This is a genomic window from Oceanisphaera sp. IT1-181, assembly GCF_033807535.1.
Classification (GTDB): Bacteria; Pseudomonadota; Gammaproteobacteria; order Enterobacterales; family Aeromonadaceae; genus Oceanimonas.
In genome coordinates, this window is record NZ_CP136856.1 from 669,598 (window position 1) to 696,103 (window position 26,506).

A 26,506-nucleotide genomic window follows, 5' to 3' on the forward strand; every position below is an offset into this window, starting at 1 on the left:
GCGCCGAGCACCAAGCGCCCGGCGCCAAGCTAGACACAAGATCCACAAACTATGCGTCTTACCGAACTCGCCCGGTATCTCGCACATAGGCACTTAAGGCACTAAAGCACTAAAGCCTAAAACGAGATCCTGATTTTCATCAGGATGACGGCATAAATTCCAAACACAGCTCCTTCTTTAGCTCGGCGCTTGGTGCTGGGCGCTTGGCGTTGCCAACACCTGATGTACTCGTTCGCGCAGAGCGGGAAGTTCTTCTGCTTCAAACCAGGGGTTTTTAGTGAGCCAATAACGGTTACGGGGAGAAGGGTGGGGCAGGGGTAATTGGCTGGGCGCAAACTCTTGCCAATTACGCACAGTTTCGGTGAGGGTTTTGTAACGCTTACCAAGGTAATAACGCTGGGCATATTGGCCAATCAAGAGCGTGAGCTCAATATTGGGCAGCACATTAAGTAGCTGTTGATGCCAAGCGGGCGCGCATTCGGGGCGCGGCGGCAAATCACCGCTTTTGCCTTTTCCCGGATAACAAAAGCCCATCGGCATAATGGCCACTAACTGTGGATCGTAAAATTGCTCACGGCTGAGCTCTAGCCAACGGCGCAACGTATCGCCGCTGGGGTCGTTCCAGGGAATACCGGTTTGATGTACTTTTAAGCCCGGCGCTTGGCCGATGATCAAAATACGCGCCTCAGGCGCCATTTGTAACACCGGCCGTGGTCCCAGTGGTAGATTCGCTTCGCAAATACGGCAGGCTCTGGCCTGCATCAGTAACTGCTCAAACTCACTATTCATGTGGGCTTCCTTCTCTCACTCCTCAAGCTCTTCACTAGTAACCTAGATTAAAGTCCACTAATCCTTCCATGGTTTTGCCAGACGTATATTTTAAATAGTTACGGCTAAAGCGCGTTACTATTTGTGCCGGAAAGCTATAACCCGAGTTGTGCGGTGTGATAACGACATTGGGCATGTCCCATAAGGGGCTGGCGACCGGCAATGGCTCGCTGGCAAACACATCTAATACCGCAGCACCTATATTGCCATGGCGCAGCGCTTGAATAAGCGCGCCTTCATCAACTGCATCACCTCGGCCCACGTTAAAGAAAATAGTGCCGGGTTTAAAATGATCGAGTCGGGCGGCGTTAAATAGGCCACGAGTTTGCGGCGTGGACGGCAAAACACTGACCACCACATCGGCCCGAGGCAACACGTTATTAAGCGCCGGTAGCTGATAAGTATTATCAAAGCCTGCCGCTTCTCGACCAGAACGACTGATGCCTAATACCGTCATGCCAAAGTGCTTGGCGGTGTGCGCTATATGCTGGCCAATGCTGCCGGTGCCCATAATCAGCATGGTTTTACCGCGAATGCTTTCATAGGGAATAGGGTGCCAGTTATGCAGCCGCTGTTGTGCCTTGTAATGGCGCAGGTGGCGGGTGAGCGCCAACAAGTGGCCAAACACATATTCGCTCACTAAAGGGCCAAAAATGCCCCGAATATTGGTGAGCTGATAATCTTGGCGGCAATCACCGTGCAATAATACGTCCACACCGGCATAGGTCGACTGCGCCCATTTGAGTGCTTTCGCTTCATTCAGGCGCGCGCGCAGTCTAGCGGGCTCGCCCAGTAAAATATCGGCTTTAGCGAGTGCTGCGCGAATGTCGGCTTCGCTTTCTGGCGCTAAAATCGTCAGCCCGGGCAGGTAGGCCTGTTTTAATAATGCTTGGTATTCAGCATTATCTTGGCTGAGCAATAACAGGGTATGATTGGCCATACCTTCTCTCCTTATTATGCTTTTTGTAAGGGCGTTCTATGAGACAATGGCACACGCATAAACTTATACCAACGTTTGCGGCCTAAAATGTGAGCCTTAGCAATAAAGACGCACAATGGCAAAAAAACGGCCATGTAACCACAAGGAAATATCCGTGTTTGGCGATAAATTTTACAAAAAAATCAACAAGCTAGCTCCCTGGCAGCAAACTGTATTTGCCCTGGCGTTAGCCGAGCGGATGTATCCTAATTATCAGCTATTTAGCGAAACTAGCGACTTTGGAAATAGCCAGCGCTGCCGAGAAACGCTGAATACCTTGTGGACTTACCTGACGGTAAAAGGCTCGAAGGTCGATTTAAGCGCCGAGTTGGAGTCTTTTGAAGCTTTTATTCCTGATCCTACGCTGTCTGAAAGTTACGGTGCTTACCCCGCTTTGGACGTCTGTGTAGCTTTGGGTTGTGCTTACAACTCGGTGATTTGTCGGGTGGGCGAAGAAGCCACCGAAGCCAGCCATGCCTCTTTGGGCACGGTGGCCGGTTTTGTCGAATTATTGGCAGAGCGCGAGCTGAGTGAAGAAGAGTTGTATGAAGATGAGCTGTTGATGACAGAAATGGAGTTTCAAGTTGAGTTGCTAGATCGCGTCAATCAGCCCAGAGATGCCGCCACTATACTGGCCATTCGTGACTTTGCCGCTCAAGGTGGGGTTTCTAATATTGGTATCAGCCTAGAATAGCCCGCATTTGGCTTGCCTGATGCAGGCATTAGACGATTGCTGCCAATAAAAAACAGACAGTTAAGGTCTGTTTTTATTGGGTTTTTTAGCACCCTGCACTCAATCTAAGCTCGGGCCTTTCAGTACCAGTGGCAAACCTGCAGCGGTAAATATTACCCGCTCGCAGCGCGCAGCGACCGCTTGATGCAAAAAACCACTCTCATCCACAAAACGGCGGGTTAGCTCACCCAAAGGCACTATGCCCATGCCTACTTCATTGCTCACTATAATCAGCTGGCCATTAAAACTTTCTAAGGCGGTTAAGAAAGTTTGGCGCTGTTGTGGCCAGTTTTCCAAATGCAGGCAGTTGCTGAGCCACAGCGTTAGGCAGTCGATCATAACCGCATCATAATCGTGCAATGTTGCCAGTGTTTGGCCAAGTTCAGTGGGTACTTCTAAGGTCTGCCAGTGTGCTGGGCGTTGTGCTTGATGTTGGCTAATACGCGCCGTCATTTCTGCATCATTCAACGCTTGTTCAGCGGTGGCGATATAGGCGACCTTATTGCCTAAGTCGGTGCAGAGCTGTTCTGCGAGGCGACTCTTACCTGAACGGGCACCACCCAAAATAAATTGTTTCATGTTGTTACCTTGGCTGCTTAATAACAGTGAATCGTGATTAAATGAACGACAGTTAAATAATGCAGTGAGTAGGTTGGCAGGAGTGATGAGAGAGCGGTATGAGTTGCGGGTTAGTGGAGTTATTTCTAAATATAACGAGCAGCCCTAACGCTCGATTAATGTATAACCGATAGATGAACTAGGACTCGCTCGTTAACATCATTTTTACTCGTGCAATAAGCTGCCTACTTGCAGTAGCGGAGCTACGTCAAGATCGTTGGCGTTCATCATTAATGAAATGCGCTGCACCGAGGATAGCAATAAGTTTTGCTCCCACTCGGCGAGTGCTTGAAAGCGCTGAATAAAGCTTTCTTGCAAGGGACGAGGGGCAGTTTTAAGTTTATCTTTACCTTCATCCGTTAGCACCGCATAGACTTTACGCTTATCGGTTTGGCTGCGTTCGCGGCGCACTAACAGTTTTTGTTCGAGTCTATCTATGATGGTGGTAGCGGTTGCTTGACTCATATGAGTTGCTTGCGCCAATTTACGCATCGTAATGTCGCCGTGCTCGCTGATCGATTGCAGTAACAGGAGTTGCGGGCCAGTGAGGCCGGACTCTTTACTGAGTTGACGGGAGTGCAGGTCAATTGCGCGAATAATCTGGCGCAGAGCCACCAGCATATCTTCATGTTTTTCCAAGGTCTTACGGCCGCCGATGGTTATCTGAATTTGGCCGAACCATAGCGCAAAATCACGCTTTTTTAAAGTCCAACCAGATAAAGCCTTGAGTAAGCGCCTTACGCGTTACGTACGGCGTAGCGCGTTATCTCGTTTTATAGCGCCCTAGCGCCACTTCTCGAGTTGCAGGTCTAGGCTGTGCTCGCCATCGGTAAGCTGTAGGTCGGTTTCTTGTAAGGTGGCAAATAAGTCAATGCTGCGCTGACATAACGCTGCCAAGGCGGCGGGCTGGGGCTCTGTTAAATGATAAATGGCCAGCCGAGGAAGTGCCGTTAACTCGGACTTATGCTTGTCCCACCACAGCTCGGCGCTGCGGCCACCATAGCTATATACTAAGACTCGCTCAGCGCGCGATAACGCTTGTTTGATGCGCTTTACGCTGGGCTCACCCAGCTCAATCCAGCTTAAGATACGGCCATCGGGTGATTTGAGCCACAGCTCGGGTTCGTCGTCTGTGCTTAAGCCTTTAGTGAAGCTCAAGTCTGGGTCTGCGTGGCGAATAAACGCCAATAAACGCACCATGAGTCGAGTATTGGTCTCCGACGGATGCTGTGCCACGGTCAGGCTATGCTCTTGGTAATAATGGCGATGTAAATCGCTGATATTCAGACGAACTTTATGCAGTGTGGCAGACAGAGCCATGGTGTTTACTCATATAAAAAGCGCTATGTTAACGGCAAGCTCCAAGTAAAGCCACGCCCTTTGGGCCGTTAAAAGGCGCGGCGTGAAGGGCGAGGTGTGAGCAGTCAGACATGCCGCGTAAGGCTTAGCGCGTGTTTTATCGTATGAGTCCTGTTTTTTTATCCAGTACCTTTTGTTTTTTTATTCAAGACCGACTGTTACACTTTGCGCCCTTTATTCGCCTGGAAATTGGTGATGGCTGATTTTAAAACCCATGTACAAGTAGCCTCTGTGGTGTCCGGCGTGTTGGCCAGTGCCTTAGCCTGGACCGAGCTGGTGAGCCTGCCCGAGGCCTGTTTATTATGGTTAACCGGCTCTTTGGGCGGCATTATGCCGGATATCGACTCTGATACGTCGCGCTCGATTCAAATCATTTTTCGTTTGTTTGGCATCTTGGCCAGCACGCTGATGTTGTTATATGGCCGCCAGTATTTACCCTTGCTCGATACCTTGCTGCTGAGTGGCGCTGCATATTTTTTGGTGCGTTATCCCTTTTGCTGGGCATTTGCCAAGCTCACTGTGCACCGCGCCAGTTTGCACTCTTTATTGGCCAACATGGTGTTTGCGGTGGCGGCCGTGGTGCTCAGTCATCATCTGTTTCATTTAAGTGTTGAGCAGTCTTGGCTGATGGGGCTGTTTATGTTTATCGGTGCCTTAATACATCTGTTGCTCGATGAGATGTACAGCATAGATTTGGAAGGGCGACGGCTAAAAAAATCCTTTGGCACCGCCTTAAAAGTCATGCAGTGGCCCGCCCATTTACCTAACTTAGGCTTGTTGGCGTTATTGTGGCTTGGGTTGTGGCTGGCGCCGTCGCCCGCACCCTTATTAGTCGTGTTAAGGCAACTTTTGCCGCTGCCTCTTAGCTGATAAGATAATGCGGCTGGCATGACTCGCTACCCCTCACTTAATACTAATAATGAGTAGCGGCACCGGCGCTTCCCCCATACCACACACAGGACACAACAGATGAGCCTTGCAGACCAGGTGTTGGCCGTAAATAACGACCTACCGATCCGTACCCAGCAAGCTGTACACAGCGGAAAGGTGCGCTCCGTTTACTGGCTAACCGCCGCTGACAGTCGCCGTTTGATAAAAGAGAAAGGCTACAATGTGGCTGCCGATGCGCCCTTGGCCATCATGGTGATCAGCGACCGTATCTCGGCGTTTGATTGCATTTGGCACGGTGAAGAGGGCATGCAAGGCGTGCCCGGTAAAGGGGCGGCCTTAAACGCCATTTCTAACCATTGGTTTAAGCTGTTTCAAGAACAAGGCTTAGCTGATAGCCATATTTTGGATATTCCCCATCCGTTCGTGTGGATAGTACAAAAAGCCACACCAGTAAAAATTGAGGCTATTTGCCGTCAATATATTACCGGCTCAATGTGGCGCAGCTATGTCAAAGGCGAGCGGGAGTTTTGTGGTATTCGCCTGCCTGATGGCCTGCAAAAAGATCAAAAGCTGCCAGAATTGCTGATGACGCCGTCCACCAAAGGTATCTTAACCGGTATCCCAGGGGTGCCCGAGGCGGATGACGTTAATATTACCCGTCAAAATATCGAAGATAATTTTGCTGCCTTTAACTTTAAGCAGGCTGGCGATATCGACCAATATGAGCGGTTATTGCGCGAAGGTTTTGAAGTAATTAGCACGGAATTGGCCAAGCTTAACCAAATATTTGTCGATACCAAGTTTGAGTTTGGTTACGTGACCGATGCTCAAGGCCAAGAAAAACTGATCTACATGGATGAAGTGGGTACGCCGGACTCATCGCGTATCTGGGATGGTGCCGCTTATGCTACTGGCCACATTGTAGAAAATTCGAAAGAAGACTTTCGCCAAATGTTACTGGCGCACTTTCCTGATCCGGATATTTTGCTTAATAAAGAACGCATGCCTGAGCGCGAAGCACTGGCGCGCGATAATGCCCTGCCGGTAAGTGCATTAATGGATATCTCGCGCACCTATATTGGTATGGCAGAAAAAATAACCGGCCAAAAACTGGTGTTATCGGATAATCCCAAAGCCGATATTATTAACATCTTGCGCGAGCAATATGATTTGGTTGATTAATCGGGCCGAGCCGTTTACTGAACAAAATAAAAAACCCGAGGCCAGCTCGGGTTTTTTTATACGTGGTACTTTACTAGCAGGTGTTAAACATCGCTATTTATCGGGTACCAAATACCACGATAGTTTTACCATGAGCAGAAATAAGCTCTTGTTCCTCTAGCATCTTTAAGATGCGGCCCACAGTTTCCCGTGAACAACCCACTATCTGACCAATTTCTTGGCGGGTGATCTTAATTTGCATACCATCTGGGTGCGTCATTGCATCGGGCTGGCGCGCTAGGCTGAGCAGAGTCTCGGCGATACGACCCGTCACATCCAAAAAGGCCAAGTCGCCCACTTTTTGGCTAGTGGTTTGCAGACGTTCGGCCATTTGTGCCGAAACGCGCATCAGTATTTCTGGATTCACCTGAATGAGTTGGCGAAACTTTTTATAAGAAATTTCGGCAACTTCACAGGGAGATTTAGCACGTACCCAAGCGGTACGCAGCGGATTATCTGTTTCTTCAAATAGCCCCAATTCACCAATAAAATCACCTTTATTAAGATAAGACAGGATCATTTCTTTACCGTCTTCATCTTTGATCAGCACCGAAACTGAGCCTTTTACGATGTAATATAAGGTTTCTGCTTTTTCACCCGCATGGATCAAAGAGCTCTTCGCTGGGTATTTATGAATATGGCAATGCGACAGAAACCACTCTAGGGTGGGGTCACTTTGGGGCTTGCTAATAATCATCTCTTACCTCTTAATTATTTTAATTAGCTCGGGGCTTAGGCCTAGCAAGCTATCTGCGTTCAGTATACCTAGTGGGCTAGCATAAAAGGCTTAACTCATATCATCAAGTGGCTTAGGCTTTTATCCTGCTCGTCGTGACTAATCCAATAGGATAACATAGCTATTTTTATGGGAGATTATGATGAAAGCGACAGTTACCTGGTTAGAAGGCATGTGTTTTGAAGGCTTATCTGAGTCTGGTCATAAAATCTTGTTAGATGGCACTAATCCAGGCAAAGGTGCTAGCCCCATGGAAGCTGTATTGCTGGGCGCCGGTGGCTGCAGTGCTATAGATGTAGTTTCTATCTTAGAAAAAGGCCGCCAGCAGGTTACTGGCTGCGTGGTAGAGCTAGATGCAGACCGCGCCGAGCAACCACCACGGGTGTTTACCACTCTTAACATGCACTTTGTTGTGACCGGCCACGATTTATCGGAAAAGCAGGTCGCGCGCGCGGTGAGCTTATCGATGGAAAAATACTGCTCAGTAATGAAAATGCTGGATAAAGCACTGGACGCCTCTTCGTCTTTTGAGATACGCCAAGCATAAGCAGTGAGGTGTGAGGGGATAAGTGTAAAGCGGAAAGCGCGCTCTGTTTTTACTCCTCACTCCTTGCACTTCTCGCTCTTAACGAATCTTCCCAGTTTCCAGCAGGCGCTCCAGCATGGGGCGTAGGATCAGCTCCATTACAAAACCGACTTTGCCACCCGGCACCACTATGGTGTTGCGCCGAGACATAAAAGAGCCGTCGATCATGGCCAGCAAATAGGGATAATCCACGTCCTTAATGCCGCGAAAGCGGATCACCATCATGCTTTCATCGGCACTGGGGATCACCTTGGCACTAAAGGGGTTCGAGGTGTCGACGGTCGGAATGCGCTGAAAGTTAATATGCGTGCGCGAGAACTGCGGCGTAATAAAGTTAATGTAATCTTCCATGGAGCGCACTATGGAGTCGGTGACCGCTTCTCGTGAATGTCCGCGCTCGGCGGTGTCGCGGATCAGTTTTTGGATCCACTCTAAGTTCACGATCGGCACCATGCCGATCAACAGATCCACATGTTGCGCCACATTGTGCTCATCGGTCACTACGCCGCCGTGCAAGCCTTCATAAAACAGCAAATTAGTGTCGTTGGGTAACTGCTGCGAAGGGGTAAAAGTGCCGGGCATTTGATTAAAAGGCACGGCTTCATCAAAGGTATGTAAATAACGACGAAACTGGCCGGTACCTGTGTTGCCATATTCCTTGAAAAAGTGCTCAAGTAGCTCGAAGTCGTTGGCTTCTGGGCCAAAGTAGCTGATATGTCTGCCTTGTTCGCGGGCGCGCCGAATGGCCACGTCCATTTCGGGCCTTGTATAGCGGTGAAAACTGTCACCCTCCAGCATGGCGGCTTTCACCCCCAGCTGGGCAAACATGGACCGAAACACCTCGGTAGAGGTTGAGGTGCCGGCACCCGAGGAACCGGTCACCGCAATGATGGGGTGCTTGGCAGACATAAATAACCCTAAAAATGAGTAAACTGTGAATGTTTATACGCAGTGCGCTGGGGTTAGGTCAAGGCTTGTTACGCAGTTGAGCCGCCGGCACTATGTTCACACTCTCGTGTAATTCACTGTAGACTATGACCGCTTCGCCTACTTTAAGTTGTTGTTTAACTTGAATTACTTTCTCTGATAACGAGATGTCATGTTCGCCATATTCAGTGCCTTCTTGCAGCACAAATTGTTCGATTAAGTTATCTAGCGTTTCGCTGCTTAAGTCAGTAAAAGGAATAATCATGCGTTCTCCAAGTAGGGCGGCCATTGCTGTGCCAACCAGTGCGGCACTCTGTATTCTAACCAATAAAGCGGTGCCCAAGGGGTGCCATGTATAAAACCCACATGGCCGCCACTGCGGCTTAACTCATAGGTGATGGCGGGGGCTAAGTCGCTGGCATCGGGGATCACGCTGTCATCCATAAAGGGATCGTCCGCCGCGTGTATGATCAAGGTCGGGGTGCTGATTTTATCTAATAAATACAGACCGGAGCAACGCTGATAATAATCCTCTGCATCATGAAAGCCATGAGTGGGGGCCGTGATTTTATCATCAAATTGGCGCAGGCTCTTGACCTGGTAAGCCTTAACTTGGCTTTGGTGCTGCGGATGACGCTGCAGCCGTTGCTGCCAATTAAACAGCATGCGCTTAAGTAAATAGTGCTGATAACCCCGAGACAAGCCTGAGTCTATACGATCCGCAGCGGCCGAGAGTTGCAGTGGCGCTGAAATAACCACGGCCGCACATAAAGTATTACGCGGATGCTTAGCTAAATAATTGACCAGCATATTGCCGCCCAACGAATAGCCAATGGCGGCAATGGGGCGCTCGGGGTAGCGCTGGCGTAATAAGTCCAACACATAATGCGGATCTTCAATGGCGCCGGAATGATACGCCTGCAAATAGCGATTGGGCTCGCCGCTACATCCTCTAAAGTGCATAAGCACCGCCTGCCAGCCTTGTTGGTGCAGGGCGGCCATCATGCCTTGAATATAATGGGATTCAATATTGCCTTCTAACCCGTGAAATAACACCACTAGCGGCTTGTTATCATGTTGCACAGACAAGCCCCACGCCAAGTCTACAAAGTCGCCGTCGGGCAGTTCAAGGCGCTCTTTGCGGTAGTTGATGCGCGTGCGATGCAATACTTTGGCTAATATGGTTTGGCTATGGGGGTTACGGGCCCACCAAGGAGGGTGAAATTTGCTGGGATGGATCATGATTGCTGCTTTACCCTTAACCGAATTGATCTAACAGGCTTAGACCGCCGCCCTAAAAAAGCGCGCTGACCGTTAGACGCGTTAACTAACAGCCAATAGACAGACAAAGTACTGGGCGCTGCGCACAAAATCGAGTAAAAGAATACTTTTGCTGCATTTTTACCGAGTGACTCATGGATTTGACCTTACTGGCGTCGGTGGCGGGCTTTGCCTTTGCCGCTTGCGGCACGCCCGGCCCCAATAATATGCTGTTAACCCATTCGGCCACGCGCTTTGGTTATCGACCCACATTGAAGCTGTTATTGGGCATTATGCTGGGCTTACAATTGTTGTTGCTGTTTACCGCGCTCGGCTTAGGCCAGCTATTTTTACGTTGGCCGGTGCTGCAATGGACGCTGAAAATACTCGGCAGTGGTTATTTATTGTGGCTGGCGTGGCAAATTAGCCGTGCCGCGCCGCCGGAGGCTGATACAGTTGAGACCAGCATGAACTGGCGCCAAGGCGCGGTGTTTCAATTGTTTAACCCCAAGGCTTGGCTGATGGCAGTCTCGGCGATGAGCGGCTTTACCTTAGCCGGTGAACAATATTGGTCTTCGGCATGGCTAGTATTGGCAGTATTTTTAGCCTTTGGCATAATTACCGGACATTTATGGACCTTGTTTGGTTTAAATTTGCGCACTTGGTTACGCTCAGGCCAGGATTGGCGACGTTTTAATCAAGGCATGGCATTATTAACCGCCGCCAGCGTAGTCATGATCTGGTATTAACCGATTTTTACGCTTTTTCGTGACAGTTTAACGCTAAAGCAGGTAAAATCTCGGCGTTTTTCGTACTTGTACCTTTTATTTTTTATCAATAGCTTAAGGTTGTCATGGTTTCTGACACTGATTTATTTAAAGACATTCGCCCCTATCGGGATGACGAAGTCGAAGGCGCGATTCAGCGCCTGATCCACGACGATGAGTTTGTGGGTGCCATTGCTAAATACCGTTTTTCGACGTTGTCCGGTATTGGCGGCCCTGTTATCAAGGCTTTGATCCGTCTGTATTTGAGCTGGCGCTGGCGTAAGCTCAAGAGTGTGCGCCACATTCAGCTCGAAGTGGCCAGCTACATGGAAAAAATGATTGCCCGTACCACCTCAGGCGTCACCTATTCTGGACTGGAGCAATTAGATCCCAGCAAAGGCTATGTGTTTATCTCTAATCACAGAGATATTGCCATGGATCCTGCGTTTGTGAACTGGGGTCTGCACAGTCACGGGTTGGATACGGTACGCATCGCCATTGGTGATAACTTATTGCGCAAGCCCTGTGCCGCGGAGCTGATGAAGCTGAATAAAAGCTTCGTGGTAAAACGCTCAGTTAAAGGGCCACGGGAAATGATGAAGGCCTTTAGCGAGCTGTCGGCGTATGTTCGCCACTCCATTGATGAGCAACAATCAGTCTGGATTGCCCAAAAAGAAGGGCGTGCTAAAGACGGTTTTGATAAAACTGATCCGGCTATTCTCAAGATGTTTTACATGGAAGGTAAGCGGGAAAAAATCCCCTTTAGCGATTACATCAAAACCTTGAATCTGGTGCCGGTGTCGATTTCTTATGAGTATGATCCGGGCGATCAGGCCAAGGCGCGCGAGCTGTATGCCAAGGCTGCGCAGGGCGCTTATGAGAAACGCGAATTTGAAGACGTAGAGAGCATAGTACAGGGCATCGTCGGTCAAAAAGGCCGAGTACACGTGGCCTTTGGTCAGCCGGTGCAAGGAGACTTTGAGACGGCGGATCAACTCGCAGACGCCATAGATAAGCAGATTTACGCTAACTATCATTTGTTTCCGAGCAACTTAGCGGCAGCTGGTGATACGGCCGCCGCCCAGCAAACTGCGGACAATGGCAAAGCGGTACAGCTGTTTGAGCAACATATGGCACAAATACCCGCCGAGTTAAAAGCCTTGGTCTTGGCCATGTATGCGCAGCCGGTCTTTAATAAAAACAAAGTGTCATAGGTATGCGCTAAATTACGCCAACGTGAGCCCGCAATGCGCAGCGTTCAAAAAGCATAAAAGAAGCCGCCTACTGTTATGTACAGTAGGCGGCTTTTTTGCACCTAGTAGTGCTAAATAGTGACTGCTTAATAGCAATAAAAACGCTAGCGCTTGGGGGCTTTTAACGCGGGCGTGGCTTGTAAATTGCCTTCAGCGGCCACTAATTGCTTGGGCTCGCAACGCATTAAAAAGCTGACCGGGCGGGCGCACTCTGTTTGCACGATCAGTTCCAGTAAGTCGCCACTGAGTAAGGCACTTTTTAACTGGGCTACTTCGCCGTTCAGCCAAGCCTTGCCGGTGACTTCTTGGTATTTTTGCTTTAGTTCAACACGATAGGTTTCACCTTTGCTGGTTTGCCACTCCCAGCTGCCGGCTACTTTAGCGGGAATAATCCATTTATAGAGGTTGATGCTGCCACAGCGTTGCTGCTGATCTGGCTTCCAATCTCCCATATTAAAGGCATGGGAAACAACACGCGTGCCAGGTTGCAATTCATCAAGCAAGCGTGGGCGCAGCTTAATATTCACGATATCAAGCAGATAAAGTGTGACGACGGTAGCCGCACTGATATCCACTTCCATTAAGTCCGCTTCAGCGAAGTGCACTAAATGCTCAACGCCAGTGTGGCCTGCGTATTCAATGGCCTCATTGATGCGCATGGGGTCTATATCAATCCCCACACCGTGAGCATTGCGCTCTAACGCCGCGGCCACCAAGATGCGACCATCGCCACAGCCCAGATCGTACAAGGTGTCTTTGTTGGTGACTTCGGCTAAATCGAGCAGGCTATGCACTATTTTTTCATCGGAGGGTACATAAGGCACATCGAGGATCATGCCGGAGTCTTCTGTAGAGTAACCGTCAAAATCGAGATCTCTAAAGTCTGAGTCTGACAGGGAATAATCATTAAGTTCATAGCCTAAGTCTCTAAGCTCATCGATCATCTCATCATCAATATTAAAGTCTGATTGGTTATACAAGATAGGCACCTAAGGTTATAAAGTTAATTAATTAAACAGCATATTTCTTAGCTTACAGCGCTAAAAATTAATCCGCTTTTTTTAGCCACTCTAAATTCCACGCTGCAGCATGTTTTGTTGCTAGCTCTTGCTCTAATGTAGCTTGGCCTAAGGTTTCAGCCAGCCTTGGTAGCAACTGCTTAAGCTGTTCATCTAGCTTCCACGGTGGATTTAAGACAATCATGCCGGAGCCATACATGCCAAAGTCTTGGGCTTGCTCGCTTACGCTTAACTCGGCACACAGAATGTCCTTAAAGCCGCTGTTGGCTAAGGCGGTTTTGAGTGCGCCACTGCGGTCTACGTCTTTGGCCAATAGCGGATACCAGATGGCATAGATGCCAATCGGCCAGCGCTTATGCGCTTGGGCCATGGTCTCTACTACGGTCTGATAATCTTCTTTGAGCTCATAAGGCGGGTCAATTAAAACCAAGCCGCGTTTAAGCGTGGGCGGCAACAGACCAATTAAGCCGGCAAAACCATCTTGATGGTGAATGGTCGGGCCCTTGCTTCTCGCAGAATAGTGGTCCCTTGAGCGCCGGCCTTGGGGCGCCATATTCTCACGCAATAGCTCTACTTCATTATTGTGCAGCTCCATCAGCGTCATGCTGTCTTGGGGGCGCTTAAAGTACTCGGCAACTTTAGGTGAGCCGGGATAGAAGTCTAAAGCGTCATCTGTATTCATGTCGCCATTCATCGCATCAATGGCGGCAAAGTAGCCGGCCAGTTCTGGCCACTGCTCACGGGCTTGCCATAAAGGCGCGATACCGGTCAGGTATTCCGACTTCTTTTGCGTCCACTCATGATCCAATGCATAACCACCGGCACCTGAGTGGGTATCGATATAGCTAAAGCCTTTATCCTTAACGGTTAACGACTCTAAGATCAAAGACTGTACCGCGTGTTTAAGCACATCCGCATGATTGCCTGCATGAAAAGCATGACGATAACTGAGCATGAGAATTCCATATTTAAATGAGGTAAAGAAATAAGATAAATGAACCGCTTATGCAGCTAACTTAAGTTGCCAGAGCGGTGCATCAGGCACCTGTAATAAGCTTAAGTAGGCAATCAAACCGCTGCCGCCGTTTGTGCTGAGCGGTATTTGGCCGAGCACTTGTATAAGCTCTTGTTGTTGCCAGCACTCCAGCTCTAATTCATGGCGCAATAAGGCTAAATAATCATCGGTGCAGAGCTTAGCTTTAAGTTGGCGGCGCAGTGGCCGCCACTGGTTAAATAATCCCGATCGCTGGCGTAGTATCGGCAAGAAATGAGTAGGATCTAAGGTCAAGCCGCGCTCCTCCAACATCACCAGCAGCAATAATAAATTCACGTTGGCATCATGGTCATCTTGCAGTTGCAAGCACGCTTCAGCCACGCCGGAGCGCGCATAATGTTGCTCGCTAAACTGCCAAAATTGCTCGGCGCTCGGAATGCTCATCACGTTCCCTCACTGCATCTGCGGTTGACTATTCAGCTTGTTATTCGCTCTCTGCTTACTACTCGCTTTCGGCTTCTAGGGCTTCCAGCTGTTCTTGTAACTCTAGCCACTGGGCTTCAGCAGCGGCTAATTGCTGTTGCAGAGGCGCTTGGGCTTGCAGCAATTGCTGCAGCTTAGTCTTTTGCTCGCTGCTGTATAGCTCAGGATCCGCCATGGCGGTTTCAATATCGGTTAATTGTTGCTGGGCCGACTCCATCTGCTGCTCAAGCTTAGTAATGGCTTTGCGCATCGGTTGTGTGAGTTGGCGCAATTCTGCTTGGCGACGTTTTTCGGCTTTGCGATTATTGGCCGAGTGCTCGCCTAACGTGGGCGTGCTCTCAGGCTGCTCGGCTTTATCTTGATTGACTAACCACTGGTGATAATCTTCTAAGTCACCGTCAAAGGGCTCCACCTTGCCGCCATCCACCAAATAAAACTCATCTGTGGTGGCACGTAATAAATGGCGGTCGTGGGACACAATCACCATGGCGCCTTCGAAAAACTGCAAAGCCATGGTGAGCGCTTCACGCATATCCAAGTCTAAGTGGTTAGTAGGTTCATCCATTAACAGTAAGTTGGGCTTTTGATAGACGATTAACGCCAATACTAAGCGTGCTTTTTCACCACCAGAAAACGGACCCACCGGCTCTTTTACCTTATCGCCTTTAAAATCAAAGCCGCCGAGATAATCGCGCAGGCTTTGCTCGGTGGCTTTGGGATCTAGGCGTCCTAAATGGGTGAGTGCCGACTCGTTAAGATCCAAGCTTTCCAATTGATGCTGAGCAAAGTAGCCCAAGGCGATGCCGCTATTGGCCACTAACTTACCGGATAAGGGCGTTAACTCGCCGGATAACAGCTTGATCAGCGTCGATTTACCGGCACCGTTACGACCCAGTAAGCCAATGCGCGAGCCCGGTACCAGGTTGAGCTTAATGTTCGACAAAATTACCTTGTCCCCGTAACCGGCAGACAATTTCTCCATGGTGATCAAGGGTATGGGCAAGCTACTGGGAGCAAGAAACTTAAAGTTAAACGGCGAGTCGGCGTGGGCCGGCAAAATGCGCTCCATACGTTCCATGGCTTTTAAGCGGCTCTGAGCTTGCTTAGCCTTACTGGCCTTGTAGCGAAAGCGGTCCACGTATTCTTGCATATGGGTCAGCTCACGCTGCTGCTTGGCAAACATCGATTGTTGCAAAGCCAACTGCTCGGCGCGCAAGCGTTCAAAGTCCGAGTAGTTGCCTGTGTATTCATTGAGCTGCTGATTATCGATGTGGATCACTCGATTCACCACCGCATCGAGAAAGTCGCGGTCGTGAGAGATCAGGATCAAGGTGCCAGGGTAGCTTTTTAGCCAGCGCTCCAGCCAAATCACCGCGTCTAAGTCTAAGTGGTTAGTGGGTTCATCGAGCAGCAATAAATCGGAGCGACAAATCAGCGCTTGGGCCAAGTTAAGGCGCATCCGCCAACCGCCAGAAAAAGCACTCACAGGGCGACTTTGAGTGTCGTTGGCAAAGCCTAAACCGTGCAGTAATTCGGCGGCGCGAGCATGAATATGATAACCGCCGTGGGTGTCGAGTTTGCCATGCAATTCGGCAATGGCGATGCCGTCTCCGCGCTCTTCAGCCTTTTCTAGCTCGCTGCACAAACGGCGATATTCTTGGTCACCGTCAATCACATAATCCAGAGCCGAGCATTCGAGCGCTGGGGTTTCTTGGGCCACGCTGGCCAGTTGCCAATCGGCAGGTAAATAAAACTGGCCGCTGTCTAAGCTCAGCTCGCCTTTAAATAAGGAAAACAAGGTGGACTTACCACAGCCATTTTTTCCTACCAGTCCCACTTTTTTGCCGGTGTGAATGGTGGCGCTGGTGTCTTTTAACAGAGGGCGTCCGCCCCTGAGTAGTTCAATCTGGCTGAGGGTGATCATAGAATCTCAAACATGTGATGGTAATAAGAAGGCATTTTATCCGTTTCTAAAGCGTTATTCGCCGCTCTTGGCTAACTAAAGAGCTAACTACAGCGATAACTAATGGGCTAACTGGCGAGCCAGTGGGCACACGCTTGCTCAAATTCGGCTATCGAGCTAAAGCCATAACTTTGTACTAACTGCGCCAAGTCGGCGGTTTTAGCCAACTCTCGTAATATGGTGAGCAAGGCGGCTTGGCGTTTAAAGTCGGCGGGCGCCATATTAAAGTGCGCCTGAAACTCCGCTTCTTGCGGCTTGGTTAAGGCAAAGTAGACCAAGTTAGCACTAATAATCTGTTGCAACTTAGACAAGGAGGCCGCTTTCGAAGAGGCAGTCAGCGGCTGCGGCGTTTGGTGTTGCAATTCATCGTGTAACACGCGGCACAAACGACCGTAAGCACCTTGCCAATTTGACTCATGACCAGCACTGGATGGATGAGTGCTTGACCAGTTTGCTAGTCTGGCGGCACCGGCTAATAACAGCGGGGCATCCGTTAATAAGCCCGCTTGGCGCGGCTGCACTAAGCGCGGCGAAAAGGCCAAGCGACTAATGCGGCTGTGGGCCACCGTGTGCCACGTGAACAAGGTGTCGGCGGGTAAAAACACCGCGTCATCTTTGCCCAGCACATAAAAGTGCGGGCCGAGCTGTAGCAGGCCAGCCCCTTGGTGCACGATAAAGAGCAAACCTTTGAGGTAGCGATGACGTTTGCCAGGAATTAAGTGCGCTGGCTCAAGAAGCTGGTAGTGAATACTGTGTTGGGCGGCTGTGGTCATTGTGATCAGTTCATTTTTGGCGGAGAATTTGAGACAAGGTTTATTGTTCAGGATGTAAAGCCATGGTAACCCGTCGTAAAAAACGTTTTATAGCTGGAGCTGCGTGCCCCAAGTGTCAGGAAATAGATACCATGATGCTGTATCTGGAGCAGGGTGTCGAGAAAGTCGAATGCGTGAGCTGCGGCCACACTCAAAGCCAGACCGCCGAGCAAGTCGCCAAGGCTGGCCAAGGTGAGGTAATCGGACTTTTTAAGCCGGATTAATAGCTCGATTAATGACTTGGTGAGTCCGGGCCAAGGATACTCAAGCGTCGATAAAAGCGGTGCGTTTGTGCGCCCCGCGCATTTAAACCACCTTGGCCATCCTGTATGCTATTACAAAATTCATTAGCAGGTTATCTCATGAGCATTTCTGAAAACAGCGTAGTAACCCTCGATTTCACCGTGACCAACATTGACGGTGAGGTCTTAGATACCACAGAAGACAAGCAGCCGTTAGAGTATTTGCACGGTACCGGTTATTTAGTATCGGGCTTAGAAGCCGTGCTGGAAGGCAAGGTCGTGGGTGAAGACTTCGACGTAACCTTAAGCCCTGAACAGGCTTACGGCGAGCGCGACGACAGCTTGATCCAGTCGGTACCCGGTGAGCTGTTTGATGGCATGGAAGTATCTGAAGGCGATACTTTTGTGGCTGAGACCGACGATGGCCATCGCCCCGTGACCATTATCGAAGTGTCTGAAGAGTCAGTCACCGTAGACGGCAACCACCCCTTAGCCGGCATGACGCTGACCTTTAAAGGCGTGGTGCGTGACATACGTGTGGCTACCGAAGAAGAGCTTGAGCATGGCCATGTGCACGGCGAACATGATCACGACCATGATGATCACGAGCATTCAGACGGCTGCTGCGGCCACCAGCACTAAGAGTCATTTAGTGAGTCGTAAATAAAAAAGGCGCCGAGGCGCCTTTTTTTTGTAAGTGAGGCGTGAGGAGTTAAACACCGAATTTGTAGGGATAGGTTTATATCTCAGCTTTATTCTCGATGGTTCAGTTTTTTCTTTGGCATATCGCGTAGGCTGATAGCGTACGAAGTCGTTCTCGCCTCACACTTTACCGCTTAAACCGTGCCGAACAAGTTGGCACACTACAAAACACAACTCCTGTTAGTTTGGGAGTTAGCTGATCCTTGTCGCAAATAAAGTCTCTTTCAGATTTGATCTTTATTTTTCCGTGCGTTCCGTGTTCTTCCGTGGCAAAAATATTGAGTCTTTAATGTCTAATGTTAGTGTCGCTCACGCCTAACAGACCAATCAATAATGCGGCGGCGGTGGCTCATCTGCTTGGCTGCCAATATTGCTGGGCTGCAGGTCTTTAAGCCGCTGCGCCATCATGCTGAGTTGGGCCTGCAGACGTGCGCTCAGGGCGCCTTGGGCGGTGATCTCTTGGTTGAGCTGCTCTATGGTGTCATCTTGAAACGCGAGTCGTGTTTCCAGTTGCTCTAAGCGCGCTAGGATATCGTTAGTCATTGATTTGATTCTCTTGTTTTTCTTGGCTCTCTTGTTCTAAGGCCAAGGCCCAGCGCTCGCCTAAGCCAGACGAGCTAACGCTGTAAATTTCTTTGCCGCCAATAAATGCCACGTCATAAACCATGGCACTGGCGGGGCGCAGTTTGGTGTGGGTGCCCACCAGCCATGATTGTAATAATTCACCGTTGTCGAGCTGCCATAACTCTAAGCGTCGCGCCGTGCTGCCGGTCAGCAATCTATTGTGCTTAGGGTCAAGCCTTGCACTGACAAAGGTTTGGCCGCGATAGGGCACTTGTAGTTTTGACAGCAACTCACCCGAGGGCAGTTGATGTAATTGGCCTTGCCCTTGGGCATCGGCGCTAAAGGCAGTTTGGCCTTGGGCGTCTAAGCGCACCACAGTAATGCTGTTTTCTTGTTGCCATTGGCTCAGCACGCGGGCATCCGTGGTTTGCCAGAGTAAAACTTGGCCATCCAAGCTGCCGCTTAAGGCGTAACGGCCATTAGCGGAGAGATCGACGGTGTTGATGCGATTATTACCCTCGGGCCTTTGGTGACCCATAAAGAGCAGCCGCCGCCCAGTTTGTAAGTCCACAAACTCTACCGTGCCATCTTGGTAGCCCAGCAACATGCTGCGTGCCGCGTCACTGATGGCTAAGGTGCGCAGTGATTGGGTGAGCTCATAAAAGCCGAGGTTTTGGCCATCTTGCAGCGACCAGAGCGCCACGGTTTTTTCAGTAGCAGTGGCGGCCGTTTGACTATCCGGTGAGCTGGCTAATAGTATGATGCTCTCGCTCGATGCACCTTGATACCAGTGATAAATAGGTGCAGGTTCGCCGGCTCGCCATACTTGCACCGGGCTTGGCCCTGTGGCAACAAAGGTAAAGCGGCCATCTTCGGTGGTTTGCGCGGCCAGCACAGAGCCCTTAGAAAAACGGCTCTGCTCAAGAGGCGAATCGGTGGCATCACAGCCCGTAAGCTGTAAAAAAGTGACGCAGAGCATCAAGCTAAGTAGGTAAGCAGGCATTTTTATCAGTTTGGGCTTTCGCATCGGCAAGAGGACACGTTAGTATAGGTTCGGATTTATAAGCATCTCATTTTCCATGGGAATTTTCCCCTATTCTGGAGCTAATAATGAAAAAATTGTTACAAGTCAGTTTACTTGCCTCTGCGGTATTAGTGGGCCTGAGTGGTTGTAATGACGACAAGGCGACAACCTCTGCCCCTGCGGCAGAGAAGAAAGCGCCTGCTACTCAAGAAAGTGCTGCGAATGAATTCACCAGCTTTGAAGCTAAGTCTGCGTATGCCATTGGTTTGTCTATGGGCCGCTACATTGGCTCTACGCTAGAGAAACAAGAAGAGCTGGGTGTGAACTTGGACAATGACACCATTCTTAAAGGCGTTCAGGATGGCTTTACCGATAATGGCAAGATGAGCGATGAAGAAATTCAGACCGCATTAACCGCCTACGATGAGCACATCAATGAGCTTATCGAAACTCAAGCCAAAGAGCAGTCCACCAAGAGCTTGGAAGACGGTAAGAAATTCTTAGCTGAAAACGCCAAGCGCGACGGCGTTAAGGTGACTGAGTCTGGCTTACAGTACGAAGTGCTGACCGAAGGCAAAGGCAATAAGCCTAAAGCCGAAGACATGGTTACCGTACACTATGTGGGTACGCTCACCGATGGCACCGAGTTTGATAGCTCGATTAAACGTGGCGAGCCGACCAGCTTCCCGCTGAACCAAGTGATCCCAGGTTGGACCGAAGGCGTGCAGTTAATGCCAGTGGGTGCCAAGTATAAGTTTGTAATCCCCTCCGATCTGGCCTACGGAGAAACCGGTGCTAATACCATTCCGGGTAATGCGGTACTGGTATTTGAAGTTGAGCTGTTAGATATCGAATCAGACGAGCCAACCGCTGCTGAGATTGCAGAAGAAGTTAAAGCCGAAGTAGCTGAAGTTAAAAAAGAAGCCAAAGCTGCAGTCGCTGACGTAAAAGAAGACGCTAAAGCCGAAGTAGCCGAAGTTAAAGCAGAAGCCAAAGCTAAAGTAGCTGACATTAAAGAAGACGCTAAAGCGGAATAAGCTTAAGCTGAGTTGATGATGTTGACGGCGCCTTAGGGCGCCGTTTTTATTTGGGCTTTATTTGTGCCAACAGTGCCTGCCAGCCGTTATCTTGCAGTAATAACTGTTCTTTTTTTATTTTAGTTAGGCGTTTAAGCCGCAGTTCTAATTTGAGAGCTTGGGGTTGGTCCGCCACCTCGCGTTGCCACACCAAGTGCGCTGGCCGTCGCGCCCACACATAACGTGACGCCCGCGAGCGTTGTTGATTGTGCTCCATACAGCGCCGCTCAGGATCTAGGCTGATGCCCGCATACAGGCTGCCGTCAACGCAGCGCACTAAGTAGAGATACCAAGGGGCAGGCGTGTTTTCGGGCTGGATGCCCTCGGGCTGAATGTTTTCGGGCAAAACTTTTGGCAAAGAATTGGCTAAACAGGCGGTCATAAAGCCTGTGGGCTCAGTGGCACTTGCACGATTTGTGGCGCATAGCAGAGATCTGTGGTGCAGCCTTGATATTGCACCGTCACGTACGCCTGCTCCGCTACGTGCAGCAAAGGCAAGTTCAAACTAAAAGACTGTTTATATACTTGGCTCTTGCCAAAATATTCATCCTCATGGGGCTCGCCTGCGGGCAACTGCCAGTCCCCGAATGTAGCCAGTTTAGGTTCAATGGTGAGCTGGTGGCGATAGAGATAATAGCCAGGCGCTATATCAAAGCTCAGCTTAAGTGAGTCCGACGTTTGGCTTGAGCTCAATATAAAAGCTTGTTCGGCGGTTAAAAAGTCGCTGTGGTTACTGGCGGCTTTATCGTTAATGCCTAGCCAATCTAACAGGCCCGCGTGGGCTAAGCTCGGAGCCAGCGAAGTGCTCAATAAGCTTAACAAAAACAAATGAGTATAATTTTTTTTCTTGAGCTTGAGAGTAGAAATAAGCACAGACATGGGCAGCTAACCTCATCAATAATGGCTTGAAAACGTCACTATATCGCGCCCCATGGCTAAAAGCATCGGGCGTTGTTTATTGAAAATGGCACGCTTTGTCCCCATTATCATGTTTTAACCCCAATTAAGCGCGGTTTAAGCGCAAGTCGAGGCATGAGTGGGTAAGGTTTTTCTATTGTTCGTGGCAGCAACGCTGTTAGAAATATTCGTATTTATCGAAGTGGGCTCAGCTATAGGGGCGATGAGCACCATAGTGTTAATTTTACTCAGTGCCATAGTGGGCTTGAGCTTGGTGCGGATCCAAGGGTTTCAAACGCTAATGGAGGCGCAGCGTAAAGTTAGCTTAGGTGAGCCACCGGCCCGTGAAATGCTCAGTGGTATTATGCTGGCACTCAGTGGCATCTTGTTGGTGTTGCCGGGTTTTGTGTCGGATATGCTGGGCTTGTTGCTGTTACTGCCGCCGGTGCGCGAAGCGCTAGTGGCGCGTTTACTAAGCAAGGTGCAAATGCAGACTCGCCAGCAGGGACAGACTTTTAGTGGTGAATTTCATCACACCGATGGCGGCGAACAGCAAGCGCGATTGGATGAGTTCCTTAAGTCTCACCAAGGCCATGCTCAGCAAGACGATGACCAAGGTAACGCTAAACCAAATAACGCTCAGCCAAATAAGCAGGACTCTGGTACCACCTTCGAAGGTGACTTTGAGCGCAAAGACGATAAGTAATAATACGTGAGGAGTGAGGCGGAAGGTGTGAGGTGTTGCTGCATCTGCAGACTGATCCTGTGTTTTTGCTCTGCTCCTCACTTTTATTTCTCACTCACTCCTCGCCCCTCACTTTAGTCAATTCGGCCTTTTTATCTTCCACGGGAAGCGCCACCAAGCGAAGAGTCCGGCGATAATGCCGGCCAAGATATTGGCCACTAAAATGCCGATAAACACTCCTTGCTCACCGCGCCATACATTGCCCAGCCACGCCAAGGGCAACAAGATGCCAAATAACCGCAGGCTGTTTAGGCCCAACGAAATACTCGACACCCTCAGGCCATTTAAAGCCGAGGCCAGCAGCATAAAGCAGCCTTGTAAGCCGTAGCCCAGCGGCACTAACTGCAGATAAAACGTCAGGTGCGCACTAACTTCGCTATTGTCAGTAAAGCGCTGGGCCAGCCAAGGTGCGCTTAGCCACAGTAAACCAAATAAGATCAGCTGAAATAACAAGGCAAAGCGCATTGATTGTAATAACGCGCGGCGGCTACGTTGATGTAAACCGGCACCGGTATTTTGCGAAATAAAGGGTGCAAGCACAGAGCCGAGCGCCATGATACCAATCAGTAACATGGCTTCGATGCGTGAGGCTGCGCCATAGGCGGCCACCACTTCGGTGCCTAAACCGGCCAAGATCATCATTAACACGGCGGTGCTTAATGGATTCAGTAAGTTAGTAAAACAAGCGGGTAACGCCACGTGCAACAGCTGGCGCCAATGGGCAAACATGCGACTAGCCTGCTGCAAGGGCCACACTAATAATCGCTCGCGGCGCCACAATAACCACAAGCCCACGCTGCAGGCCATCAGCCAAGAGCAGGCTGAGGCAATGGCCGCACCCTTGATACCTAATTCGGGGAAAGGGCCTAAGCCAAAGATCAGCAGCGGATCCAAGATACCGTTCACTAAACCCGCCACTATCATCACTAGGCTTGGGGTGCGAGTGTCGCCAGTGGCGCGAATGGCCGAGTTGGCCACCATGGGCAATACCAGCAGCGGCACCGTCATATACCAAATCCACATGTAGTCGTGCAGTAGCAATAGCAGCGCCTCTGTGGCGCCTAATAGCCGAAACAGCGGGTCTATGGTGAGCGCTCCCAACACCGACAATAGACTGATCAACCCCAGCGTTAATAACAAGCTATGACTGGTAAATAACGCGGCCTGCTGGTGATTACCGGCACCCAGCGCTTGGCCCATGCATGCGGAGAGGCCCGCCCCTAAGCCCATGGCCAGTGAAATCACCACAAAGGTGACCGGAAAGGTAAAGCTAATGGCGGCCAGTGCATCTGTGCCCAATAAACCGATAAAAAAGATATCGACCAGATTAAAAGCCTGAATGGCCATAATACCCAGCGCCATGGGGCCGGCCATCTTGGTCAGTTGCCGGCCAATGGGGGCGGTGAGTAATAAGTTTGGTGAACCCACAAATGATCTCTTGGGATGGTCGCAGCACCTTATTTAGGCAAAAGTAACCCTGAGTGCGCGCGTCATGAATGAAAAATATTATGCCTAAACCCTTGAAGCAGAAAAAATTGCTCCCATATAGTATGACAGTCTAACAGTTTGCGGCCGTCGGCCGTTTATGTCACTAAGTAACACCACTCATCAGGAGAGTTATTGATGAAAATTCGTCCATTACATGATCGCGTCATTATCAAACGTACCGAAGTCGAGTCAAAATCTGCCGGAGGCATAGTGCTGACTGGGTCTGCTGCCGAGAAATCTACCCGCGGCGAAGTGCTGGCAGTAGGTAACGGCCGCGTACTGGACAGCGGTGAAGTGAAAGCCATGTCCGTTAAAGTGGGTGATCAGGTTATTTTCAACGAAGGCTACGGCGTAAAAACCGAAAAGCTGGACGGCCAAGAAGTGCTGATCCTGTCTGAAAATGACATTCTCGCGATCGTTGAGTAATCCTCACGTTTCCCCATTTTAATTTACACGCTAAGGAATATAAAGAATGGCTGCTAAAGACGTAAAGTTTGGTAATGACGCCCGCGTAAAAATGCTGGCAGGCGTGAACATCCTCGCCGACGCCGTTAAGGTAACGTTGGGCCCTAAAGGTCGCAACGTAGTACTGGATAAGTCATTCGGTGCACCTGTGATCACTAAAGACGGTGTATCCGTTGCCAAAGAAATCGAGCTGCAAGACAAGTTCGAAAACATGGGCGCACAGATGGTTAAAGAAGTGGCGTCTAAGGCGAATGACGAAGCCGGTGATGGTACTACTACCGCAACCGTATTAGCTCAGTCTATCGTGAACGAAGGCCTAAAAGCCGTTGCCGCTGGTATGAATCCAATGGATTTGAAGCGCGGTATCGACAAAGCCGTTCGCCACGCAGTAGAAGAGCTGAAAGCGCTGTCTGTACCTTGTAAAGACACCAAAGCCATTGCTCAGGTAGGTACTATTTCTGCCAACGCCGATGAAACTGTAGGCGCTTTGATCGCCGAAGCCATGGAAAAAGTGGGCACAGATGGCGTGATCACCGTTGAAGAAGGCCAAGGCCTGCAAGACGAGCTGGATGTGGTTGAAGGCATGCAGTTTGACCGCGGTTACTTGTCTCCATATTTCATCAACAAGCAAGAAACAGGCACCGTTGAATTAGACGACGTCTTCATTCTGCTGGTTGATAAGAAAGTCTCTAATATCCGCGAACTGCTGCCAGTATTGGAAGGCGTGGCCAAGCAATCTAAGCCGTTACTGCTGATTGCTGAAGATATCGAAGGCGAAGCGCTGGCCACCTTGGTGGTGAACAACATGCGCGGCATCGTGAAAGTGGTGGGCGTTAAAGCGCCAGGCTTTGGTGACCGTCGTAAAGCTATGCTGCAAGATATCGCCATTCTGACCGGCGGTACTGTGATCTCTGAAGAAGTGGGTCTGGATCTGGAAAAAGCGACGCTGGAAGACTTAGGTCGTGCCAAGCGCATCGTGATCAGCAAAGATAACACCACCATTATCGATGGCGCCGGTGAAGCGACCACCATTGAAGGTCGCGTAGCACAAATTCGTCAGCAACTTGAAGAGTCTTCTTCAGACTACGACAAAGAAAAACTGCAAGAGCGCGTGGCCAAATTGGCAGGCGGTGTGGCAGTTATCAAAGTCGGTGCTGCGACCGAAATGGAAATGAAAGAAAAGAAAACCCGCGTTGATGATGCACTGCATGCCACTCGTGCTGCAGTAGAAGAAGGCGTAGTACCGGGCGGCGGTGTGGCACTGGTACGTGCTGCGAGCAAGCTGGCAGAGTTGACCGGTGACAACGAAGACCAGAACGTAGGTATCAAGGTGGCACTGCGCGCCATGGAATCTCCACTGCGTCAAATTGTTACCAACGCCGGCGAAGAAGCGTCAGTCGTGGTTTCTAAAGTGAAAGACGGTTCTGGTAACTTCGGTTATAACGCCGGTAACGGTACTTACGGCGATATGCTCGATATGGGTATCTTGGATCCGACTAAGGTCACGCGCTCTGCACTGCAGTTTGCGGCATCAGTAGCGGGCTTGATGATCACCACCGAAGCCATGATCACCGATATGCCACAGAAAGATGGCCCAAGCATGCCTGATATGGGCGGCATGGGTGGAATGGGCGGAATGATGTAATTTAAATTACCTCATGCGGCGGGATTTAACCCCTTAGCCATATAAAAAACCGGGCCCTGTGGCCCGGTTTTTTGATCTGGGTGATGCGCATTTAAGCGCAGGTGCAAGGCCCGTATTTATTTCAATAAGATTTAGGTACATAGGGTAAAATGCTCGAGTTATCGTTTGCTGGACACATTAGAATGTGTGACATAAAACGTTGTTTTTAAAATGAATATTACCTAATGTG

30 protein-coding genes and 1 pseudogene are annotated in these 26,506 nt (G+C 49.9%); 12 read left to right on the forward strand and 19 right to left on the reverse strand.

What is annotated here, in order from left to right:
- Window positions 1-177: 177 nt before the first annotated feature.
- Window positions 178-789 carry a uracil-DNA glycosylase family protein gene (locus R0134_RS03030; protein ID WP_319783413.1) on the reverse strand — a complete coding sequence of 204 codons (612 nt, stop codon included), beginning with the start codon at window positions 787-789 and terminating at the stop codon, window positions 178-180.
- A 34-nt stretch (window positions 790-823) separates the two neighbouring features.
- Window positions 824-1,768 (reverse strand): D-2-hydroxyacid dehydrogenase, encoded by a 945-nt coding sequence (locus tag R0134_RS03035; protein WP_319783414.1) that lies wholly within the window; start codon window positions 1,766-1,768, stop codon window positions 824-826.
- Between the two features lie 154 nt (window positions 1,769-1,922).
- Here R0134_RS03035 and R0134_RS03040 point away from each other — a divergent pair, with 154 nt between their 5' ends.
- Window positions 1,923-2,501, forward strand: coding sequence for a YjaG family protein (locus tag R0134_RS03040; protein ID WP_319783415.1), 579 nt, complete (start codon window positions 1,923-1,925; stop codon window positions 2,499-2,501).
- A 99-nt stretch (window positions 2,502-2,600) separates the two neighbouring features.
- Here the strand turns inward: R0134_RS03040 and cobU are convergent, their stop codons facing one another.
- From cobU to R0134_RS03055, 3 genes are all read right to left on the reverse strand, one after another.
- The gene (gene cobU / locus R0134_RS03045; protein ID WP_319783416.1) at window positions 2,601-3,119 is read right to left on the reverse strand and encodes a bifunctional adenosylcobinamide kinase/adenosylcobinamide-phosphate guanylyltransferase; all 519 of its coding nucleotides are present in this window, start codon (window positions 3,117-3,119) and stop codon (window positions 2,601-2,603) included.
- A gap of 204 nt (window positions 3,120-3,323) precedes the next feature.
- Entirely contained in the window at window positions 3,324-3,797 is a 474-nt protein-coding gene (locus R0134_RS03050; protein ID WP_319783417.1) for a MarR family transcriptional regulator, read from the reverse strand.
- 144 nt (window positions 3,798-3,941) lie between these two features.
- A complete protein-coding gene (locus R0134_RS03055; RefSeq protein WP_319783418.1) occupies window positions 3,942-4,478 on the reverse strand; it encodes a YaeQ family protein in 537 nt (178 codons plus the stop codon).
- Between the two features lie 234 nt (window positions 4,479-4,712).
- On the opposite strand from R0134_RS03055, the gene R0134_RS03060 reads away from it, so the two are divergent.
- Together R0134_RS03060 and R0134_RS03065 are read left to right on the forward strand one after the other, a co-directional pair.
- The gene (locus R0134_RS03060) at window positions 4,713-5,387 is read left to right on the forward strand and encodes a metal-dependent hydrolase (protein WP_319783419.1); all 675 of its coding nucleotides are present in this window, start codon (window positions 4,713-4,715) and stop codon (window positions 5,385-5,387) included.
- Between the two features lie 99 nt (window positions 5,388-5,486).
- Complete coding sequence (locus R0134_RS03065) at window positions 5,487-6,590, forward strand: phosphoribosylaminoimidazolesuccinocarboxamide synthase (RefSeq protein ID WP_319783420.1); 1,104 nt, start codon at window positions 5,487-5,489, stop codon at window positions 6,588-6,590.
- A 97-nt stretch (window positions 6,591-6,687) separates the two neighbouring features.
- Here R0134_RS03065 and crp read toward each other — a convergent pair whose 3' ends face one another.
- On the reverse strand, window positions 6,688-7,326 hold the full coding sequence (crp, locus tag R0134_RS03070) for a cAMP-activated global transcriptional regulator CRP (protein ID WP_319783421.1): 639 nt from the start codon (window positions 7,324-7,326) through the stop codon (window positions 6,688-6,690).
- A 181-nt stretch (window positions 7,327-7,507) separates the two neighbouring features.
- On the opposite strand from crp, the gene R0134_RS03075 reads away from it, so the two are divergent.
- On the forward strand, window positions 7,508-7,912 hold the full coding sequence (locus R0134_RS03075) for an OsmC family protein (RefSeq protein ID WP_319784292.1): 405 nt from the start codon (window positions 7,508-7,510) through the stop codon (window positions 7,910-7,912).
- Between the two features lie 78 nt (window positions 7,913-7,990).
- Here R0134_RS03075 and R0134_RS03080 read toward each other — a convergent pair whose 3' ends face one another.
- The 3 genes from R0134_RS03080 to R0134_RS03090 are packed head-to-tail and all read right to left on the reverse strand — an operon-like array spanning window position 7,991 to window position 10,120.
- Window positions 7,991-8,860, reverse strand: coding sequence for a phosphoribulokinase (locus R0134_RS03080; RefSeq protein ID WP_319783422.1), 870 nt, complete (start codon window positions 8,858-8,860; stop codon window positions 7,991-7,993).
- A gap of 58 nt (window positions 8,861-8,918) precedes the next feature.
- The gene (locus R0134_RS03085) at window positions 8,919-9,143 is read right to left on the reverse strand and encodes a YheU family protein (RefSeq protein WP_087037198.1); all 225 of its coding nucleotides are present in this window, start codon (window positions 9,141-9,143) and stop codon (window positions 8,919-8,921) included.
- A complete protein-coding gene (locus tag R0134_RS03090; protein WP_319783423.1) occupies window positions 9,140-10,120 on the reverse strand; it encodes a hydrolase in 981 nt (326 codons plus the stop codon). The genes R0134_RS03085 and R0134_RS03090 overlap by 4 nt, the downstream gene beginning before the upstream one ends.
- Before the next feature lie 173 nt (window positions 10,121-10,293).
- On the opposite strand from R0134_RS03090, the gene R0134_RS03095 reads away from it, so the two are divergent.
- Window positions 10,294-10,887: a LysE family translocator gene (locus R0134_RS03095; RefSeq protein ID WP_319783424.1), complete on the forward strand. Its 594-nt coding sequence runs from the start codon at window positions 10,294-10,296 to the stop codon at window positions 10,885-10,887.
- A 104-nt stretch (window positions 10,888-10,991) separates the two neighbouring features.
- Window positions 10,992-12,119, forward strand: coding sequence for a 1-acyl-sn-glycerol-3-phosphate acyltransferase (locus tag R0134_RS03100; protein WP_319783425.1), 1,128 nt, complete (start codon window positions 10,992-10,994; stop codon window positions 12,117-12,119).
- 143 nt (window positions 12,120-12,262) lie between these two features.
- Here R0134_RS03100 and R0134_RS03105 read toward each other — a convergent pair whose 3' ends face one another.
- The 5 genes from R0134_RS03105 to R0134_RS03125 all read right to left on the reverse strand — a co-directional run bounded on the left by R0134_RS03105 (window position 12,263) and on the right by R0134_RS03125 (window position 17,390).
- Window positions 12,263-13,138 carry a class I SAM-dependent methyltransferase gene (locus tag R0134_RS03105; RefSeq protein WP_319783426.1) on the reverse strand — a complete coding sequence of 292 codons (876 nt, stop codon included), beginning with the start codon at window positions 13,136-13,138 and terminating at the stop codon, window positions 12,263-12,265.
- Window positions 13,139-13,205: 67 nt separating this feature from the next.
- Window positions 13,206-14,132 (reverse strand): 23S rRNA (adenine(2030)-N(6))-methyltransferase RlmJ, encoded by a 927-nt coding sequence (locus R0134_RS03110; RefSeq protein WP_319783427.1) that lies wholly within the window; start codon window positions 14,130-14,132, stop codon window positions 13,206-13,208.
- A gap of 48 nt (window positions 14,133-14,180) precedes the next feature.
- On the reverse strand, window positions 14,181-14,615 hold the full coding sequence (locus tag R0134_RS03115) for a TIGR02444 family protein (RefSeq protein WP_319783428.1): 435 nt from the start codon (window positions 14,613-14,615) through the stop codon (window positions 14,181-14,183).
- Between the two features lie 58 nt (window positions 14,616-14,673).
- On the reverse strand, window positions 14,674-16,578 hold the full coding sequence (locus R0134_RS03120; protein ID WP_319783429.1) for an ABC transporter ATP-binding protein: 1,905 nt from the start codon (window positions 16,576-16,578) through the stop codon (window positions 14,674-14,676).
- A 107-nt stretch (window positions 16,579-16,685) separates the two neighbouring features.
- Window positions 16,686-17,390 carry a hypothetical protein gene (locus R0134_RS03125; RefSeq protein WP_319783430.1) on the reverse strand — a complete coding sequence of 235 codons (705 nt, stop codon included), beginning with the start codon at window positions 17,388-17,390 and terminating at the stop codon, window positions 16,686-16,688.
- A gap of 62 nt (window positions 17,391-17,452) precedes the next feature.
- On the opposite strand from R0134_RS03125, the gene R0134_RS03130 reads away from it, so the two are divergent.
- Together R0134_RS03130 and R0134_RS03135 are read left to right on the forward strand one after the other, a co-directional pair.
- On the forward strand, window positions 17,453-17,653 hold the full coding sequence (locus tag R0134_RS03130; RefSeq protein WP_087037211.1) for a YheV family putative zinc ribbon protein: 201 nt from the start codon (window positions 17,453-17,455) through the stop codon (window positions 17,651-17,653).
- A 138-nt stretch (window positions 17,654-17,791) separates the two neighbouring features.
- A complete protein-coding gene (locus R0134_RS03135; RefSeq protein WP_319783431.1) occupies window positions 17,792-18,313 on the forward strand; it encodes a peptidylprolyl isomerase in 522 nt (173 codons plus the stop codon).
- Window positions 18,314-18,700: 387 nt separating this feature from the next.
- Here R0134_RS03135 and R0134_RS03140 read toward each other — a convergent pair whose 3' ends face one another.
- The gene (locus R0134_RS03140; RefSeq protein WP_087037214.1) at window positions 18,701-18,916 is read right to left on the reverse strand and encodes a SlyX family protein; all 216 of its coding nucleotides are present in this window, start codon (window positions 18,914-18,916) and stop codon (window positions 18,701-18,703) included.
- Window positions 18,909-19,964: a hypothetical protein gene (locus R0134_RS03145; RefSeq protein WP_319783432.1), complete on the reverse strand. Its 1,056-nt coding sequence runs from the start codon at window positions 19,962-19,964 to the stop codon at window positions 18,909-18,911. The genes R0134_RS03140 and R0134_RS03145 overlap by 8 nt, the downstream gene beginning before the upstream one ends.
- 83 nt (window positions 19,965-20,047) lie before the next feature.
- On the opposite strand from R0134_RS03145, the pseudogene fkpA reads away from it, so the two are divergent.
- Window positions 20,048-20,833, forward strand: a pseudogene (gene fkpA, locus R0134_RS03150) (FKBP-type peptidyl-prolyl cis-trans isomerase); the annotation flags it as partial.
- Between the two features lie 211 nt (window positions 20,834-21,044).
- Here fkpA and R0134_RS03155 read toward each other — a convergent pair.
- Both R0134_RS03155 and R0134_RS03160 read right to left on the reverse strand, forming a co-directional pair.
- Window positions 21,045-21,419 carry a GIY-YIG nuclease family protein gene (locus R0134_RS03155; RefSeq protein WP_319783433.1) on the reverse strand — a complete coding sequence of 125 codons (375 nt, stop codon included), beginning with the start codon at window positions 21,417-21,419 and terminating at the stop codon, window positions 21,045-21,047.
- Complete coding sequence (locus tag R0134_RS03160; RefSeq protein ID WP_319783434.1) at window positions 21,416-21,916, reverse strand: protein-disulfide reductase DsbD domain-containing protein; 501 nt, start codon at window positions 21,914-21,916, stop codon at window positions 21,416-21,418. Before R0134_RS03160 ends, R0134_RS03155 begins: the two co-directional genes overlap by 4 nt.
- 157 nt (window positions 21,917-22,073) lie before the next feature.
- On the opposite strand from R0134_RS03160, the gene R0134_RS03165 reads away from it, so the two are divergent.
- Entirely contained in the window at window positions 22,074-22,640 is a 567-nt protein-coding gene (locus R0134_RS03165; protein ID WP_319783435.1) for an FxsA family protein, read from the forward strand.
- Window positions 22,641-22,757: 117 nt separating this feature from the next.
- On the opposite strand, the gene R0134_RS03170 is transcribed toward R0134_RS03165, so the two are convergent.
- Entirely contained in the window at window positions 22,758-24,107 is a 1,350-nt protein-coding gene (locus R0134_RS03170) for an MATE family efflux transporter (RefSeq protein ID WP_319783436.1), read from the reverse strand.
- Between the two features lie 195 nt (window positions 24,108-24,302).
- On the opposite strand from R0134_RS03170, the gene R0134_RS03175 reads away from it, so the two are divergent.
- Window positions 24,303-24,593, forward strand: a complete 291-nt coding sequence (locus R0134_RS03175) for a co-chaperone GroES (RefSeq protein ID WP_319783437.1) — start codon at window positions 24,303-24,305, stop codon at window positions 24,591-24,593.
- A gap of 46 nt (window positions 24,594-24,639) precedes the next feature.
- The gene (gene groL / locus R0134_RS03180; protein WP_319783438.1) at window positions 24,640-26,277 is read left to right on the forward strand and encodes a chaperonin GroEL; all 1,638 of its coding nucleotides are present in this window, start codon (window positions 24,640-24,642) and stop codon (window positions 26,275-26,277) included.
- The last annotated feature ends 229 nt before the right edge of the window (window positions 26,278-26,506 follow it).

Bases quoted from the DNA above. Each gene is read 5' to 3' on its own strand.
- R0134_RS03030 (WP_319783413.1), bottom strand. From the start codon at position 789: ATGAATAGTGAGTTTGAGCAGTTACTGATGCAGGCCAGAGCCTGCCGT.
- R0134_RS03035 (WP_319783414.1), bottom strand. From the start codon at position 1,768: ATGGCCAATCATACCCTGTTATTGCTCAGCCAAGATAATGCTGAATAC.
- R0134_RS03155 (WP_319783433.1), bottom strand. From the start codon at position 21,419: ATGACCGCCTGTTTAGCCAATTCTTTGCCAAAAGTTTTGCCCGAAAAC.
- groL (WP_319783438.1), top strand. From the start codon at position 24,640: ATGGCTGCTAAAGACGTAAAGTTTGGTAATGACGCCCGCGTAAAAATG.
- R0134_RS03125 (WP_319783430.1), bottom strand. From the start codon at position 17,390: ATGACCACAGCCGCCCAACACAGTATTCACTACCAGCTTCTTGAGCCA.
- R0134_RS03085 (WP_087037198.1), bottom strand. From the start codon at position 9,143: ATGATTATTCCTTTTACTGACTTAAGCAGCGAAACGCTAGATAACTTA.
- crp (WP_319783421.1), bottom strand. From the start codon at position 7,326: ATGATTATTAGCAAGCCCCAAAGTGACCCCACCCTAGAGTGGTTTCTG.
- R0134_RS03175 (WP_319783437.1), top strand. From the start codon at position 24,303: ATGAAAATTCGTCCATTACATGATCGCGTCATTATCAAACGTACCGAA.
- R0134_RS03080 (WP_319783422.1), bottom strand. From the start codon at position 8,860: ATGTCTGCCAAGCACCCCATCATTGCGGTGACCGGTTCCTCGGGTGCC.
- R0134_RS03055 (WP_319783418.1), bottom strand. From the start codon at position 4,478: ATGGCTCTGTCTGCCACACTGCATAAAGTTCGTCTGAATATCAGCGAT.
- R0134_RS03095 (WP_319783424.1), top strand. From the start codon at position 10,294: ATGGATTTGACCTTACTGGCGTCGGTGGCGGGCTTTGCCTTTGCCGCT.
- R0134_RS03145 (WP_319783432.1), bottom strand. From the start codon at position 19,964: ATGCGAAAGCCCAAACTGATAAAAATGCCTGCTTACCTACTTAGCTTG.
- R0134_RS03110 (WP_319783427.1), bottom strand. From the start codon at position 14,132: ATGCTCAGTTATCGTCATGCTTTTCATGCAGGCAATCATGCGGATGTG.
- R0134_RS03065 (WP_319783420.1), top strand. From the start codon at position 5,487: ATGAGCCTTGCAGACCAGGTGTTGGCCGTAAATAACGACCTACCGATC.
- R0134_RS03120 (WP_319783429.1), bottom strand. From the start codon at position 16,578: ATGATCACCCTCAGCCAGATTGAACTACTCAGGGGCGGACGCCCTCTG.
- R0134_RS03130 (WP_087037211.1), top strand. From the start codon at position 17,453: ATGGTAACCCGTCGTAAAAAACGTTTTATAGCTGGAGCTGCGTGCCCC.
- R0134_RS03075 (WP_319784292.1), top strand. From the start codon at position 7,508: ATGAAAGCGACAGTTACCTGGTTAGAAGGCATGTGTTTTGAAGGCTTA.
- R0134_RS03115 (WP_319783428.1), bottom strand. From the start codon at position 14,615: ATGAGCATTCCGAGCGCCGAGCAATTTTGGCAGTTTAGCGAGCAACAT.
- R0134_RS03060 (WP_319783419.1), top strand. From the start codon at position 4,713: ATGGCTGATTTTAAAACCCATGTACAAGTAGCCTCTGTGGTGTCCGGC.
- R0134_RS03100 (WP_319783425.1), top strand. From the start codon at position 10,992: ATGGTTTCTGACACTGATTTATTTAAAGACATTCGCCCCTATCGGGAT.
- R0134_RS03090 (WP_319783423.1), bottom strand. From the start codon at position 10,120: ATGATCCATCCCAGCAAATTTCACCCTCCTTGGTGGGCCCGTAACCCC.
- R0134_RS03135 (WP_319783431.1), top strand. From the start codon at position 17,792: ATGAGCATTTCTGAAAACAGCGTAGTAACCCTCGATTTCACCGTGACC.
- R0134_RS03140 (WP_087037214.1), bottom strand. From the start codon at position 18,916: ATGACTAACGATATCCTAGCGCGCTTAGAGCAACTGGAAACACGACTC.
- cobU (WP_319783416.1), bottom strand. From the start codon at position 3,119: ATGAAACAATTTATTTTGGGTGGTGCCCGTTCAGGTAAGAGTCGCCTC.
- R0134_RS03160 (WP_319783434.1), bottom strand. From the start codon at position 21,916: ATGTCTGTGCTTATTTCTACTCTCAAGCTCAAGAAAAAAAATTATACT.